This window comes from Pseudonocardia yunnanensis (assembly GCF_039534065.1).
In the GTDB taxonomy this organism is placed as follows: Bacteria; Actinomycetota; Actinomycetes; order Mycobacteriales; family Pseudonocardiaceae; genus Pseudonocardia; species Pseudonocardia yunnanensis.
This window is the reverse complement of record NZ_BAAAUS010000030.1, coordinates 51085-66245: the sequence shown is the minus strand read 5'-3', so window position 1 is coordinate 66245 and position 15161 is coordinate 51085. Positions and strand designations below refer to the sequence as shown.

Here is a 15161-nt window from a genome sequence, read left to right as displayed (position 1 = left end):
CTCGGTGAGCACGGCGTTGATTGGCACAACGTTGAGAGGCGAGGCGGCGATGAACGAGCACGACGAGATCGGGCGGCCGGCCGAGATTCGTTCCGGTGGGGGACGCCTTCAGACGTCGGGTCACGGGCGGGTGGCGACGTTGACGCCGCCGGGGGTGCAGTGGTCGCGCTCCCGCGTCGTCGCGCCGGAAGACGTGTCGGGCGGCCCGGGTGATGCCGCCGCTGCATGGGCCGGGCGGCGGTTTCGTGCCGGCGATCGGGGGAGGGTCGGCGGATCCGGATTGCACGGGCGGCGGCGGGGGTCGCGTGGCCCGCGCCCCGTGCGCCCGGTGGCGGTTCCGGTCGTCGTGCGCCCGGCCGCGCTGCCGCATCCCGCGTGGCCTGCGGTGCGGTTGCTCTCGTCGGGGCAGCGGATCCTGGCGCGGCGGGTCCGGGGTAGTGGTGCTGGGCTGCCGCTCCGGATCAGGGTTCGCCGCGCGCTGGCCGCCGCGGGTCTCACCGTGGTCGCCGCGGCGGTCGTGGTCGGCCTCGGACAGCTCGGCGGTGTCGTGGCCCAGTCCCGGGCCGATGTGGGTGGTGGCCCGGCCGTTGCGGTCGCCTCCACGGTCACGGTGGGGCCCGAGGCCACCGTCTGGGAGGTGGCTCGGGGCGTGGCGCCCACGGCGTCGGAGCCCCAGCTGGCGGCGCTCACGGAGCGCATCGTCACCACCAACTCCCTCACTTCGGTGCAGCTGCACCCCGGCCAGGTACTGCGCGTGCCACAGGGTTGACCCTCGGCGTCCGCCGCGCCGGGCCGAGTACTGCTCGTCCTCGTTAGGAGGACAGATGGCGGCACGTATGGGGCCTCCGGCTTCCCCCACCCCTACATGTTGTGGTTACACTCGTGTTGTTCGTTCACGGGGGTGGGTCTCACGGCGGTCACGCCGGGAGAACTGTGGGGAAGGGATCGGTCCGATGCGCTGCCCGTTCTGCCGGTACTCGGACTGTCGTGTGATCGACTCCCGTGAGGTCGACGACGGCCAGGCCACGCGGCGCAGGAGGTCCTGCGCGGCGTGCGGTCGTCGGTTCACCACGGTCGAGGAGGCCGTGCTCGCCGTCGTCAAGCGCAGCGGGGTCACCGAGCCGTTCAGCCGCGAGAAGGTCGTCAACGGAGTCCGCCGAGCCTGTCAGGGCCGCCCCGTCGACGAGGACGCGCTGCAGCAGCTCGCCCACCGCGTCGAGGAGGCCGTCCGTGCGGGCGGCACCGCCGAGATCCCGAGCCATGAGGTCGGGCTCGCCATCCTCGGTCCGCTGCGCGAGCTCGACGAGGTCGCCTACCTCCGGTTCGCGAGCGTGTACCGCTCCTTCTCGTCCATCGAGGACTTCGAGAAGGAGATCGCCGAGCTCCGCACGCCCGGCAGCGGGCAAGCCGCCGACTGAAGTCCCGCACCCCGGCGCCTCGCTCCATCCGAGTCGCCGCCGTCCGGGCACCGACCGAGAACACACCTGCACACACCGCACAGCAAGCCGAAGCATTCGCAAACGCGCGCCGGTGCACCCAGCCATCGGCAGCGCGCAGGAGAGGGAGAGCATGACCGAGACCGTCGGAACCGCGTCAGGGCGAGGGAAGAAAGCCCAGGGCAAGTCGGGCAGGGCGGCGGGCCTCACCGTCGAGCGGATCTACACCACGCCGGGTGTCCACCCCTACGACGAGGTCAGCTGGGAGCGCCGCGACGTCGTCATGACCAACTGGCGTGACGGCACGGTCAACTTCGAGCAGCGCGGCGTCGAGTTCCCCGACTTCTGGTCCGTCAACGCCACCAACATCGTCACCAGCAAGTACTTCCGTGGCGCTGCGGGCTCGCCCAAGCGCGAGTCGAGCCTGCGGCAGCTGATCGACCGGGTCGTCGGCGTCTACCACCGCTCGGGCCTGGAGCACGGCTACTTCGCCACCGAGGAGGACGCCGAGGTCTTCGCCCAGGAGCTCACCTGGATGCTGCTGCACCAGGTGTTCAGCTTCAACTCGCCCGTGTGGTTCAACGTTGGAACGTTGAGCCCTCAACAAGTATCGGCCTGTTTCATCCTCGCCGTCGACGACACGATGGAGTCGATCCTCAACTGGTACCGCGAGGAGGGGCTGATCTTCAAGGGCGGTTCCGGCGCGGGGCTCAACCTCTCGCGCATCCGCTCGTCCAAGGAACTGCTGTCCTCCGGCGGCACGGCCTCCGGCCCGGTGTCGTTCATGCGCGGTGCGGACGCCAGTGCGGGCACCATCAAGTCCGGTGGCGCCACGCGTCGGGCGGCGAAGATGGTGGTCCTCGACGTCGACCACCCCGACATCGAGGAGTTCGTCGCCACCAAGGCCAAGGAGGAGGCGAAGATCCGCGTGCTGCGCGACGCGGGCTTCGACATGGACCTCGGCGGCAGCGACATCGCGTCGGTGCAGTACCAGAACGCCAACAACTCGGTTCGTGTCACCGACGAGTTCATGCGCGCCGTCGAGGCCGACAGCGAGTTCGGGCTGCGTGCCCGCATGACCGGAGAGGTCATCGACCGGGTTCCCGCGAAGAAGCTCTTCCGCACCATCGCGCAGGCGGCGTGGGAGTGCGCCGACCCGGGCATCCAGTACGACGGCACGATCAACGACTGGCACACCTGTCCCGAGTCGGGCCGGATCTCCGCCTCCAACCCGTGCTCGGAGTACATGCACCTGGACAACTCCAGCTGCAACCTCGCCTCGCTGAACCTGCTCAAGTTCCTCGGCGACAACGGCCAGTTCGACGCGGCGCGGTTCCGGAAGGCCGTCGAGCTGATCATCACCGCGATGGACATCTCGATCTGCTTCGCCGACTTCCCCACCGAGCCGATCGCCGACACCACGCGCAAGTTCCGTCAGCTGGGCATCGGCTACGCCAACCTCGGCGCACTCCTGATGGCCACCGGCCACGCGTACGACTCCGAGGGCGGCCAGGCCCTCGCCGCGGCCATCACCTCGCTGATGACCGGCGCGGCGTACAAGCGCTCGGCCGAGCTCGCCGGCGTCGTCGGCACTTACGACGGCTACGCCCGCAATGCCGAGGCGCACCAGCGAGTGATCCGCAAGCACGCAGCGGCCAACGACGACGTCCGTACCTTCCCGGCGAGCAGCCCGGTCCACAAGCTCGCAACCAGCACCTGGAAGGAATGCCTCGCGGTCGGGGAGCGCAACGGCTGGCGCAACGCGCAGGCCTCGGTGCTCGCCCCCACCGGCACCATCGGCCTGATGATGGACTGCGACACCACCGGCATCGAGCCCGACCTGGCGCTGGTCAAGTTCAAGAAGCTGGTCGGCGGTGGCTCCATGCAGATCGTCAACCAGACCGTGCCGCGGGCGCTCGTGAAGCTGGGATACCAGCACGAGCAGGTCGAGGCGATCGTGGAGTACATCGGCGAGCACGGTCACGTCATCGACGCGCCCGGGCTGCGCCACGAGCACTACGAGGTGTTCGACTGCGCCATGGGCGAGCGGTCCATCGCGCCGATGGGTCACGTCCGGATGATGGCGGCGGTGCAGCCGTTCCTCTCCGGGGCGATCTCCAAGACGGTCAACATGCCCGAGGTGGCCACCGTCGAGGACGTCGAGAAGATCTACCTGGAGGGCTGGAAGCTCGGCCTGAAGGCGCTCGCGATCTACCGGGACAACTGCAAGGTCGGCCAGCCGCTCTCGGCCGGCAAGTCGGCCAAGGCCACCGAGAAGGCCGAGGCTCCCGCCCCGGTCGAGGCCCGTCCGGTGCGCCGCAGGCTGCCGAAGAAGCGCCCCAGCGAGACGGTCTCCTTCACCGTCGGCGGCGCCGAGGGCTACCTGACGGCGGGGTCCTACCCGGACAACGGGCTCGGCGAGATCTTCGTCAAGCTCGGCAAGCAGGGTTCCACCCTGGCCGGTGTCATGGACGCCTTCTCGATGTCGATCTCGGTGGGTCTGCAGTACGGCATCCCGCTCGAGTTCTACGTCTCGAAGTTCTCCAACCTGCGGTTCGAGCCCGCCGGGATGACCGATGACCCGGACGTCCGCATCGCCACGAGCGTGCTCGACTACCTGTTCCGGCGGCTGGCGCTGGACCACCTGCCCTACGAGAAGCGCGCGCAGCTCGGCATCTTCTCCGCCGACGAGCGCACCAAGCAGGTGGCGGGCACCGACTACTCCACGGGCTACGGCGAGGTCGACGTGGAGGGGCTGCGGTCCTCGGTCGACGCCGCACCGGCGGCCGAGGAGGCCGAGCGCACCCCGGGTGCCGCGCCGGCTCCGGTCGAGGTCGGCAGCTCCACCGAGCTCCTGGAGCTGCGCCTGGGTAAGGCCGCCGACGCGCCGTTGTGCATGACCTGCGGCACGAAGATGCGTCCGGCGGGCTCCTGCTACCTCTGCGAGGGCTGCGGCTCCACCAGCGGCTGCAGCTGACATCGGCCCACGAGAAGGAGTGCGAGCCCCGCTCAGGAGCGAGGCCCGCACTCCATCTCGTCCCGGGGCCGACCTGCTTTCACGCCGCCGGGGAGCCAGGACCGTGGCATGTCCCGAGTCCGCTTCGGCGGAAGCGCGGTACGAGGAATACGCTGTCGGCGTATCCGGGCACAGGGATCACCAATTTTAAGTGTCCCCCTTTGCACCTGTGAACACGCTGAAGATCAGTGGCTCTGATAGAGCGCAATAACGGTGTAGCTTGCAACAATATCGCCATGACGGGCCATCTACTCCTCGTTGAGGACGACCTGACAATCGGAGAGGTTCTGACCTCGAGTCTCCGTGTCCATGGTCATGAGGTGGTGTGGGAGCGGTTGGGGGAGAAAGGGCTCGCCCAGGCGTCGGCGACTCCATTCGACCTTGTGCTGCTGGACCTCGGCCTGCCGGACATCGACGGTATCGAGGTCTGCAGACAGCTGCGGCACGCTCAGCCTGCTTGCGTGATCGTCATGCTGACGGCCCGATCGGCTGAGATGGATGTCGTGGTCGGTCTCGATGCGGGGGCCGATGATTACTTGTTCAAGCCGGTCCGATTCAGCGAACTGCTTGCCCGTGTTCGTGCGCATCTGCGCCGCAACGAGGGGCCGGGTCGATCTGTGCGACCCGTGGGTGACCTGATCATCGACCTCTCCCGTCGTCGTGCGACGGTCGCTGGGCGGGAGCTGCAGCTGCGTCCCAAGGAGTTCGACCTGCTTGCCCGCCTGGCGGCGGAGCCCGAGGCGGCGTTGAGCCGGAGGACGTTGATGACGGATGTCTGGGACGAGCACTGGTTCGGCCCGACCAAAACTCTCGATGTCCACATCGCTGCGCTGCGCCGGAAGATGGGGAGAGTCGCATCTGCGGCAGGCCGTGTTCCGAAGATCGTCACCGTTCGGGGCCACGGATACATGCTGGAGATCAGTGCTTGTGAAGGGTGACCGCCACCGCGCCTGGTCCTGGCTGCTGATCGGCCCCGGCGGCCCGAGCTCGATCGTGGTCATCCAGATTTATTGCGGCCGGCAGCAGGAGAGTGAATGTGGGCGGGGTCCGCCTGGCCAGCAACAGCCGGCCGCCCTCTGCCTGGGCAAGACGGCGGGCCAATGGGAGACCGATTCCATTTCCGCTGTGCCGCTCCGCCCCGCGAGCGAACAACACATCCGTGGGCTCGCGGATACCTGGGCCCTCATCCGAGACGTCGATCGCCACGGCGTCAGGGGCTTCGCGCACCGTGACGTCGACGGTGCCCGCGCCGTGAGTCATCGCGTTGTCGATGAGGACTGCGAGTACTTGCCGGATCGCGGCCGTAGAGCCCACGGGCTCCTCCGTGGAGCCTTCGAAGCTGACGCGGAGATCTCGGTTCTGTAGCGCGAGCCGATCACGCCACTCCGGAGCCAGCTCTTCCAGTAGTGCGCTCAGATCGACAGGACCTGACTCGGTCCGGCGTGAGTCACGGGCAAGCGCGAGGAGTTCGTTGATGGTGGTCTCGAGCCGATCCGCATCCGTGAGACTCGCGGCGATGGCGGGCCAGGGGTCCTGGTTCGGCTGTTCGAGGGCGGCCTCGAGTCGTAGCCGAAGACCCGCGAGCGGGGTCCGCAACTGATGTGAGGTGTCCGTGGAGAACGCTTGTTCTCGGGCAAGGAGATCGTCCAGTCGGACAGCCGTGTCGTCGAGTGCTGCGCCGACCGCGTCGATCTCGTGGATCCCGCCTCGTCGCGTGCGCACGCTGAAGTCGCCGTCGCCCAGGGAACGGGCTGCGATGGCGAGTTCCTCGAGCGGGCGCGCCAGGCGGCGAGCTTGGCGGCGCCCGACGAGCCATGCCACAGCCACGGCCACCGCGGCGAGGGTCGCCATACCGCTCCACACCAGCGCGACCCTGGTCATCACGGCGTTCAGCGAGGTCGCGACGCGTACGGCCCCGAGCACGTCGTCCTCGTGCAGGACGGGTACGGCGGCGACCAGCTCGCCCTTGTCGGAACCCGTTGCCACCGCACCGGCGAGGGCCCGTGCCAACTCGGGCGACGGACCGGAGGAACGGGCGCCGCCGAGCCATCTGCCGTCCACGTCGTAGACCCCCACCTCGACCGACCCTGGTCCGGGGATCTCGCGGCGCGGAACGTGGTCAGGTACGTACGGCGACACAGCCGTGGCGATGGTGTCGGCCAGCAGGAGAAGCTCGTCCCGTTCCGCCTGCAGCGCGTACTGATGCACGGCCACGGCCAACGGCACCCCGAAGAGCCCGATCGCCAGCACCGAGACCCAGACCGCGAGGCCGACGATTCGAGTGCGCACGGACTCGACCTCCTTCGGCTCCTCGACCCGGCCGGCGAGGCCGTCGGCGTCACAGCTCGCGGCACCGAGCCCCTGTTCAGGTGCTGCGGTTCGACATCGTCACGGGCGATCACACCCGTGGGAGGTCCGAGGGGCGCTCCATCCGCTGCGTATGCGGCCGAGACCCTACGGCAGGAATCACCGTGATGTCGCCGTCGGACGCCCGGGCGGGTGACCTCGGCTGAGCTCATTACATGCAATCGAGGGACAGATCTCAGCGATCCTCCCTCTTCCCGGTCCACGTGTTCCGCCGTGACCCGAGCACCGGCTATGTGCTGCTGCACGGGAAATGCAACTGAGACACCCCAGCCGGGCCGCGAGCGCGCCATCGCTGTTCAGTGCTTTGTGGAATCTACCTGGTAGGTAAACGGATGTTTGTGATCGTTTTACCATACGCTTAACTGTTGAGCGTCACTCGAACCTACGGTGGGTAGAGCAAGCCTCTGTGCCACCTGCAGCAGCCTGTGCTGGTCGGCCCGGTCGGGCTGTGGGCTTCGTGAAGTGTGACGCTTCTGAGGCCAGGCGGAAGAGAGCGCTTATCGGATCCGTAACGCGGGGGCATTTCTCGATCTCGTCCAGAGGAGCTCATGCGGTGAAGAATCTTACCAAGGACTCGCCGGCCGGCCCGACTGCGTCGTCGGCCATTGGAAATGGGCAGCTCGATTCAAGAGTCGACATCGGCGAGGCTTTCGCTGAGAACTTGGCCGGTATCCTGGGTGTCGAGCGAGTGGCGGAGGATGCCAACTTCTTCGACGATCTCGGTGCCGACTCCATGGTGATGGCACGGTTCTGCGCGTGGGCAAGGAAGCGACACGACCTACCGAGCATTTCGATGAAGGAAATCTACCGCCATCCGACGGTACGTGATCTGGCAAGAGCGCTCGTCCCGCCTGTAGTTCCTCTTCTCGAAGACGACTTGGAGGGGAAGCTGGTGCAGGTTCTTGCCGAGGTCGTACACGTCGACGGTGTCACGGCTGACAGTCATTTCTTCGACGACCTCGGCGCCGACTCCATGGTCATGGCGCGGTTCTGCGCACGGGTCAGGAAGCGGCCGGACCTGCCGACCGTGTCGATGACCGACATCTACCAGCACTCGACTGTTCGGCTCCTGGCTGCGGCGCTGAGCGACGAGGAGGCGGCACCCGCTTTCGGGGTCGCACCTCCTTCGGTCTCCACAGCGGCACCCGCAAGCAAGGCGGAGTACATCCTGTGCGGAGCGCTTCAGTTGCTCGTCTTCCTCGGATACACCTACCTCGTCGGTGTCGTCGGCGATCTGGGATACAACTGGATCTCCGCCGCCACCGGTGCGGGAGAAATCTATCTGCGGTCGGTCCTGTTCGGTGGGGCGGTCTTTGTCGGGGTGTGCACGCTTCCGATCGTGGCGAAATGGATACTGATCGGGCGTTGGAAACCCCGGGAGATCCGCGTGTGGAGCCTGACCTACCTCCGATTCTGGATCGTCAAGACTCTGATCCGATCGAACCCGCTCCTCCTGGTCATCGGCGGCCGATCACGCTCGAGCACGGCGTCGCCACTGCTCAACCTCTACCTGAGGGCGCTGGGCGCGAAGATCGGCCGTGGTGTCGTAATCTTCTCCCGCAACCTCCCGGTCTGCACCGACCTGCTCACAATCGGAGCGGGCACGGTCGTCCGCAAGGACTCGTTCATCTCCTGCTATCGCGCCCACAACGGTGTGATTCAGGCCGGTGCGGTCACTCTTGGAAAGAACGTGTTCGTCGGTGAGATGACAGTGGTCGATATCGATGTGTCGATGGGCGACGGCTCTCAGCTCGGCCACTCCTCGTCGCTGCATCCTGGGCAAGCCGTGCCGGCCGGTGAGCGTTGGCACGGGTCTCCTGCGCATCCGACCGAGGTCGACTACCACACGGTCGCTCGTACCGACGGTGGCAGCTTGAGAGGCGCTCTGTACGGGTTCACGCAACTGTTGATCGCGTTGGCCGTGTACGTGCCGCTGGCCGTTGGTGGCTTGATCCTGCTGCTCGTCGAGGTTCCGCAGCTCAATGCGCTCCTCAACCCGGGGTCGGCAGCGTTCTCGGTGTGGACGCACTACATCGACGCCCTGATCGCCGGCTCGGTGCTCTTCTTCGGCTTCGTGATCTTCGGCCTCCTCGTCGTCGGCTCCGTGCCCCGCCTGCTGAATCTCGCGATCAAGCCCGATAAGGTTTACCCGCTCTACGGTTTCCACTACGGGATCCACAAGGCGATTGCGCGAATGACCAATGTCAGGTTCTTCACGTGGCTCTTCGGGGACAGCAACCTCGTCGTCCATTATCTGCGTTGGGTCGGGTATGATCTTTCGGCGGTAGTGCAGACCGGATCGAACTTCGGTATGGACGTGCGGCACGAGAGTCCGTATCTGGTCACTGTCGGCAGCGGCACGGTGGTCGCCGATGGACTGTCGATCATCAATGCGGAGTTCTCCAACACGTCCTTCCGTCTTTCCCGGGCGACGATCGGGTCGAACAGCTACCTGGGGAACAACATCCCGTACCCCGCGCAGAGCACGGTCGGCGACAACTGCCTCCTTGCCACGAAGGTGATGGTCCCCGTCGCCGGCGAGATTCGGAAGAACACCGGGCTTCTGGGATCGCCCAGCTTCGAGATCCCGCGCTCTGTCCAGCGGGACGGCATGTACGACGACATGGTCACGGATGGGCGGCTGCCTCGTCGGCTCGTCGCCAAGAGAAGACACAACGTCGTCACCATGGCGCTGTATCTGTTGGTCCGATGGATATACACGCTCGGACTCGCCCTTCTCGGTGCCGGCATCCTGGAGTTCTACGACGGCAGGAACGAGGTGGTCATCGGGGTGTTCGGTGCCGTCACACTTCTGTTCACCATCGGCTACTGGGTGCTGGTCGAGCGTATTGTCACGCACTTCCGCAACCTGCAGCCCCGGTTCTGCTCGATCTACGACTCCGTCTTCTGGCGCCATGAACGATTCTGGAAGGTGCCCTCGGTGACCTACATCCAGGTGCTCAACGGAACCCCGTTCAAGAACCTGGTGTGGCGCCTGCTCGGCGTCCGGATCGGTCGGAGGGTCTTCGACGACGGTGCCTTGATAACCGAGCGCACCCTCGTCACCATCGGCGATCACTGCACACTCAATGCGTCCAGCAAGATCCAATGCCACTCGCAGGAGGACGGCACCTTCAAGTCCGACCACATCGCGATCGGCGCCGGGTGCACGCTCGGGGTCGGTGCCTTCGTCCACTACGGCACGTCGATCGGCGACGGCGCAGTGCTCGCGACCGACTCGTTCCTCATGAAGGGCGAGGAGGTGCCGCAGAACTCGATGTGGGGCGGAAACCCGGCTCAGGAAATCCGAGACGTCCAGAGCGGATCCGCACCGGGGTCGGGGGCGCTTGCCCGAGCCGGATCCGGCGGTCGTCGCGCCCTACATCGAGAATGAGAATCAGAGGCGTTCTGTGGGCGCCGGAGAGCGGCGTGCAGCGATGAAGGACCGCACTCCCATGATGACGTAGACCACCAGCAGAACGAACATGATCGTACTGACGACAACCGCCGACGGGCGCTCGGCCGTGCCGGCGAATACATCGCCGAGCTTGACCACGTTCATGAGCGATCCCACTGCACCGAGCAGGGCGATGACCAGTGCTGCGTGGATGCTGTGGCGGTGCAGCGCCGGCCTGCGCGCGAGGGCGGCGCAAATCAGCAGGAGCAGGCCGACGAACGTCGGGATGAGCGCGGTGATGCTGGCGGCTCCGGTCACGACGTACGCGACGATTCCCAGCGCGGTGAGAATCCCGCCGATGGCGAAGGTGAGCCTCGTCATGCGCCACGCTCCTACGTGTTTCGTCCTGAATGTTCGATTCTACGCGCGGTGTCGGTGGCGCTCGGGGTCGGCCGTGCGGCGCGGTGGGCGACTACGGTGGGCGGTTGTCGTCCACGGCCTCGAGCACCGTGCCGTCTCTCTCAGCCGCTCACGTTCCGCTCGGAGACGCGAAGGGCAAGATGTCCGCTATGTCCGATCACCCTCCTCTGTCCGGCGGTGGCCGCAAAGTCGTCGCAGTCGTCTGGGCCGCAACCGGTGCGGTGCACCTCCTGCTGGCGCTGGAGGGCGCTGCCGGTCCTGCCGCGAACGCCGTGTCGTGGGTGCTTGCGGCTGCCGCTCTGGCCGGCGTCGTCGCGCTGCTCCTCAGTCCTCGCCGCGAGATCATGTTGGCGGCTGCAATCGCCGGGGCGATCGGAGTGGCGAGCTTCCTGGTGCCGTTGATCGGCCCGCTGGTGGGCTTCGGCGGCGCGCCCGGGAACGGGGTGGGTCTCTGGTCGTTCGCCGGGTTCGTGCTCGACGCGCTGACCGTCCGGCTCGCGGCGTTCACCCTGCGCCGTGCGGCCCGGACCGGAGGATGACGTCGGAAGTCACGAGACCAGCCCCACCCAGTACGACCAGAATCGGACTGCGATCAACGCGACGATCACGAGGAACCAAAGGCTGAGTATCGCGCTGTGGTAGCGCGCGATGTGCGCTGCTGCCTGGTGCCATCCCGCTCGGATCGGTAGGTGACCTGCAGTCAGGTTGTGCACTGTGACGTACCAGAACATCGTGATCGTCACGACCCATACGATCATGCAGTACGGACACAGGGTGCCGATGCTGTACAGGCTTTGGCCGATCAGCCAATGCACGAACAAGAGGCCGGCGGCAGTGCCCAACTGCAGTCCCAGCCACATCGATCGTGGAACGGTGCCGCCGGCGAGCGCGATAACGCCGACAGTGGTCACGATCGGGAACGTGACCAAGCCGATCAGTGGGTTGGGGAACCCGAGAACCTCGGCCTGTGGCGATGTCATGATCGAACCGCATGACAGCAGCGGGCTGATGCTGCAGCTGGGTACGAAGGCCGGGTCCTTCAGGAGCGAGATGCGGTCGAGGATGAGCGCGAAGGCGGCGACGGTGCCGAGCGCGCCGCCCACCGCCAGAATGCACGCGGTGGCGCGTGGCAGGAATGTGCCGAGTGCGGTGTCCCCGAGGTTTCTGTGACGCGGAGCCGTAGCGCTCGCATCGCGGGTGTCCGGGTCGGTGGAGGTCACGTCTCGACTCACCGCTACCGGCTGAGAGCAAGGTCGATCGCTGCACGTAGGTCGTCTCCGGAGCGCACTCTGAGTTGCACGCCGTTCAGGAAGAAGGTCGGCGTGCCCTGGACTCCGGCGACCTCCCCGTCGCGCTTGTCGGCGAGCACCCGGTCGAGAGTGGCCGGATCGGCGATCGCACGGTCATACGCAGCCATGTCCAATCCGAGGTCGGCAGCGAAGCCGCGGAAGAGTTCGGCCTTGGACTCCTGCTGCTCGCCCCACTGGGCCTGGGTCTCGAACATCCGCTGGTACATCGCCTCGAACCGACCTTGCCGGGCCGCTGCCTCCACTGCTACCGCCGCATTCTCGGCGTTCGCGTGGCTGGGGATGGGGAAGTACCGGGTGACGAAGGTGACTCGGCCTGCGTACTCGTTGCGGAGCTGTTCCACCATCGGGAAGGCGGCTCCACAGGCTTCACATTCGAAGTCGAGGAACTCCACGAGCGTCACTCTTCCGTCGGCCGCTGTGGAGAGCCGGTGGCTGTTCTCCCGAACCAGGACCTCGGACGAGACGGGGGAGCCTGCGGATGCGTCTGCGCTCTCCGGTGCTGGTGTGCTGGGCCGGCTCACGAGAAGAACGAGAGCGAGTACAGCCGCTGCAACGGCCGCGACAGTGATGGTGACCTTGAGGTTTGTGGTCATGGTTGGCCTCTCTGGAGGAAACGGGCAGCGCTCACGCGGTTCGGCGGCGACCCGTTGCACGACCGAGAGCAGTTCGGATGCCCGAACCGTCGTCAGGAAGACGGCGGCGACCCGATGGGACCGGTCGAGGACGAGCGTCGACGGAATGGTGTTGCGCGGGAAGCCGCGAAAAGCCTGCAGCGTGCGCCCCGGTTGGTCGAACAGCGAGGGGTAGGACAGGTTCCGATCACGCATGAAGCCGGCCGCTGCCTGCTGATCGTCGCGAACGGCGACGCCGAGAACGGTCACACCCGACGCCCGAGCGATGTCGTATACCTCTTGTAGCGCGGGCGCCTCCTCCCGGCACGGACCGCACCGATCGGCAAGAGGGCAGTCGCAACGTAGAGGCCGCCGCGGCGGGTGAGGGAGCTTCGACTCGGATCACATGAGTGCCGGTCACAGGCTTTCTTTCGATCAGCGGAAACGGCTGTAGAGCGTCTGGAGCGGGTCCATGAGGCGTCCCGTGAGACGCGGACCATGCGGAGTTCTCAGGCAGATGGTCTGATCAGACGCGGGTGATGCAGAGGGTCATGAGCCGGTGCCGACCTCGAAGCGTCCTTCGCGGTGCCCACTCCTGGGGGCCGGCGACGGCCAGGAATCGCGCCACCGCCGCGGCCGTGATCGTGACGAGAGCGACGAGCAACGCCACCTGGGTCCCGGGATCGTCGCGCCTGGTGTCGCGACCGATCGGGCCGGCGACAGCGGCAGAGCCGAATTCACAGACGACGTCGTGTTCGGTGTCGCTCTGGCACGAGATCGCGGCGGCGGGGACCGAAGGGGAGGCGAGGACGGCCTGGCAGGTAAAGGCGTGAGTCAGGATCACCAGCGCGATGACGGCAAGCAGGCTCCAATGCTTCGCCACGGAACTGGCGGTACTGGAGATCCGGCTGTGCATCACGATGGCCGGAGCGTAACAAGCACCGGTCCGTCCGATTTGCGAAGGTTCACCCTCGGCGACGACCGTGGCCGAGACGAGAGTGGGTCGGTTTCAGTCGGTTGAGTGCGCCAGTGGCTGGACGAGCCGGTACTTGCCGCCGGTCGCAGGCTGCGGGCCGTGGTTGGCGCGGCGAACGGTGACGTGCTGCAGCTCGCTGGTGGCGAGCAGATCTGCCAGCTCGTGGTGTGCGGCCCTCCAGGTCTGCTCGGGATCGGCGCCGGGCGTGGGTTGCAGGCGCAGCAGCAGTTCGGTCGGTGTGGTCTTCGATCTGGAAGAGGGCGATCCCGGGGAGCCGGTCGAGCCGGGTGGAGAGGGTCAGCGGGGTGAGCGTGATGGTTCCGCCGCTCGGGGTGGGGAAGGTGAGCAGGTCGGCTGTGCGGCCGTGGACCTGGATCGCGGGCAGCGGGTTGCCACACGAGCAGGGGTCGGGACGCTGCAGGACGCTGTCACCGAGGTCGTAGCGCAGGATCGGCTGGATCCGGTTGGCCAGGTTGGTGACCAGCACCGTGTGGGCGGGCTGCCCGGGCGGGACGGGTTGGTGGTCGGCGTCGACGGGCTCGAGGATGGTCCAGTCGGCGTTGACGTGCAGCCAACCCTCCCGGCAGCCGTAGGACAGGAACGGGCATTCGGTGGCTGCGTAGGAATTGCCCACGGTGGAGCCGAACGCTGCGGCGATCCGAGCGGGTTCGCCGTCGGGCAGGCCTTCGGCGGCCAGTGCGACCAGGGCGGGCCGGATGCGTAGCCGGCCGGCTCGTTGCTCGGTGGCCAGCAGCGCCGCGGTGGTGGCGTAAGGGGCGAGCACCGCGGGTTGGAAGGCGTTGAGCTGGGCGACGAGTTCGGGCAGCGGGGTGGCGACGTCGAACACCCGAGTCCGGCCACCTCCTGCCGCGCCACCGGCTGTGTCGGTGTGGGTGGCGCCGAGGCGGGCGGCCGCGGCGGCGGAGGCGAAGTGGCCGCCGGTCGCGACCACCAGCGCGACCCGGCCGCGGCCGGCGAGCAGGCGGGGCAGCGCGACGGGGCGTAGCCAGCTCGACAGCAGCCGGGCACCGATGGCGCTCGCGACGCGTAGGGCGTGGTCGTCGAGCAGGAACAGCCCGCGGGTGCCGGTGGTGCCGGAGGTGGTGGCCACCGCATACGTGGCGTGCGCGCCGGGGAAGGGCCGCCCGATCAGGGCGGGGTCGGCGACGAAGGCCTGCACCCGTTCGAGGGTCACGGCAGGGTCGGTGATCCAGTCGTCGAAGCGGCCCATCAGGGCTGCCTTGCCGGTGACGGGCAGCAGCGCCGGGTCCTCGACCCGCTCCGGCAAGCCGGCGTAGAGCTGCCGGTAGAACGGTGACCGCGTGCGGGCGTGGTCGACGAGGGCGGCCAGCCGGGCGCGCTGCCGGGCGGCGACGGCGGCGGGACCGCCACGGCGGGCGCGGCGGGCGTCCAGTGGCAGGCGAAGGGTTTCGGCGCGTGCCCGGGCTGCCGGCTCGATGGTGGCGCCCGGGACGTCGACCGGTGCCCCGATCACCGGGTCCCCCCGGGCTGCGACCGCCGCCGCGGCGGCGAGTTCACCACTGCCGTATCCACCCGGTTCGTCAGCACGATGCCCCCACATTCATCGGGGATGACGGTTGTCATCGCTTGGCAACGATGAATAGCAC

At 67.4% G+C, this 15161-nt stretch carries 12 protein-coding genes and 1 pseudogene; 6 read left to right on the top strand and 7 right to left on the bottom strand.

Annotation, left to right across the window (positions count from 1 at the left end):
• Positions 1 to 328 precede the first annotated feature (328 nt).
• The 4 genes from ABD743_RS27470 (at position 329) to ABD743_RS27455 (ending at position 5390) form a co-directional block, all read left to right on the top strand.
• Positions 329 to 769, top strand: a complete 441-nt coding sequence (locus tag ABD743_RS27470; protein ID WP_344725239.1) for a hypothetical protein — start codon at positions 329 to 331, stop codon at positions 767 to 769.
• A 184-nt stretch (positions 770 to 953) separates the two neighbouring features.
• A complete protein-coding gene (gene nrdR / locus ABD743_RS27465) occupies positions 954 to 1418 on the top strand; it encodes a transcriptional regulator NrdR (RefSeq protein ID WP_344725238.1) in 465 nt (154 codons plus the stop codon).
• Positions 1419 to 1569: 151 nt separating this feature from the next.
• Positions 1570 to 4413, top strand: coding sequence for a vitamin B12-dependent ribonucleotide reductase (locus ABD743_RS27460; RefSeq protein ID WP_344725237.1), 2844 nt, complete (start codon positions 1570 to 1572; stop codon positions 4411 to 4413).
• 275 nt (positions 4414 to 4688) lie between these two features.
• Positions 4689 to 5390, top strand: a complete 702-nt coding sequence (locus ABD743_RS27455) for a response regulator transcription factor (protein WP_344725424.1) — start codon at positions 4689 to 4691, stop codon at positions 5388 to 5390.
• Here ABD743_RS27455 and ABD743_RS27450 read toward each other — a convergent pair.
• A complete protein-coding gene (locus ABD743_RS27450) occupies positions 5371 to 6741 on the bottom strand; it encodes a sensor histidine kinase (protein ID WP_344725236.1) in 1371 nt (456 codons plus the stop codon). The genes ABD743_RS27455 and ABD743_RS27450 overlap by 20 nt on opposite strands.
• A 526-nt stretch (positions 6742 to 7267) precedes the next feature.
• On the opposite strand from ABD743_RS27450, the gene ABD743_RS27445 reads away from it, so the two are divergent.
• Positions 7268 to 10213 (top strand): Pls/PosA family non-ribosomal peptide synthetase, encoded by a 2946-nt coding sequence (locus ABD743_RS27445; RefSeq protein ID WP_344725235.1) that lies wholly within the window; start codon positions 7268 to 7270, stop codon positions 10211 to 10213.
• A gap of 3 nt (positions 10214 to 10216) precedes the next feature.
• On the opposite strand, the gene ABD743_RS27440 is transcribed toward ABD743_RS27445, so the two are convergent.
• Positions 10217 to 10597 carry a hypothetical protein gene (locus ABD743_RS27440; protein WP_344725234.1) on the bottom strand — a complete coding sequence of 127 codons (381 nt, stop codon included), beginning with the start codon at positions 10595 to 10597 and terminating at the stop codon, positions 10217 to 10219.
• 188 nt (positions 10598 to 10785) lie between these two features.
• Here ABD743_RS27440 and ABD743_RS27435 point away from each other — a divergent pair, with 188 nt between their 5' ends.
• On the top strand, positions 10786 to 11175 hold the full coding sequence (locus tag ABD743_RS27435) for a hypothetical protein (RefSeq protein ID WP_344725233.1): 390 nt from the start codon (positions 10786 to 10788) through the stop codon (positions 11173 to 11175).
• 9 nt (positions 11176 to 11184) lie between these two features.
• Here the strand turns inward: ABD743_RS27435 and ABD743_RS27430 are convergent, their stop codons facing one another.
• From ABD743_RS27430 to ABD743_RS27410, 5 genes and pseudogenes are all read right to left on the bottom strand, one after another.
• Complete coding sequence (locus tag ABD743_RS27430; RefSeq protein WP_344725232.1) at positions 11185 to 11739, bottom strand: vitamin K epoxide reductase family protein; 555 nt, start codon at positions 11737 to 11739, stop codon at positions 11185 to 11187.
• A 131-nt stretch (positions 11740 to 11870) separates the two neighbouring features.
• Positions 11871 to 12599, bottom strand: a complete 729-nt coding sequence (locus tag ABD743_RS27425) for a DsbA family protein (protein ID WP_344725423.1) — start codon at positions 12597 to 12599, stop codon at positions 11871 to 11873.
• 36 nt (positions 12600 to 12635) lie between these two features.
• A pseudogene (locus tag ABD743_RS27420) lies at positions 12636 to 12887 on the bottom strand (TlpA disulfide reductase family protein); the annotation flags it as partial.
• Between the two features lie 196 nt (positions 12888 to 13083).
• The gene (locus tag ABD743_RS27415; RefSeq protein WP_344725231.1) at positions 13084 to 13440 is read right to left on the bottom strand and encodes a hypothetical protein; all 357 of its coding nucleotides are present in this window, start codon (positions 13438 to 13440) and stop codon (positions 13084 to 13086) included.
• Between the two features lie 82 nt (positions 13441 to 13522).
• The gene (locus tag ABD743_RS27410) at positions 13523 to 15028 is read right to left on the bottom strand and encodes a phenylacetate--CoA ligase family protein (protein WP_344725230.1); all 1506 of its coding nucleotides are present in this window, start codon (positions 15026 to 15028) and stop codon (positions 13523 to 13525) included.
• Positions 15029 to 15161 lie beyond the last annotated feature (133 nt).

Excerpts from the sequence above, each read along its gene's own strand:
- nrdR (WP_344725238.1), top strand. The coding sequence starts at position 954 with ATGCGCTGCCCGTTCTGCCGGTACTCGGACTGTCGTGTGATCGACTCC.
- ABD743_RS27460 (WP_344725237.1), top strand. The coding sequence starts at position 1,570 with ATGACCGAGACCGTCGGAACCGCGTCAGGGCGAGGGAAGAAAGCCCAG.
- ABD743_RS27455 (WP_344725424.1), top strand. The coding sequence starts at position 4,689 with ATGACGGGCCATCTACTCCTCGTTGAGGACGACCTGACAATCGGAGAG.
- ABD743_RS27440 (WP_344725234.1), bottom strand. The coding sequence starts at position 10,597 with ATGACGAGGCTCACCTTCGCCATCGGCGGGATTCTCACCGCGCTGGGA.
- ABD743_RS27435 (WP_344725233.1), top strand. The coding sequence starts at position 10,786 with ATGTCCGATCACCCTCCTCTGTCCGGCGGTGGCCGCAAAGTCGTCGCA.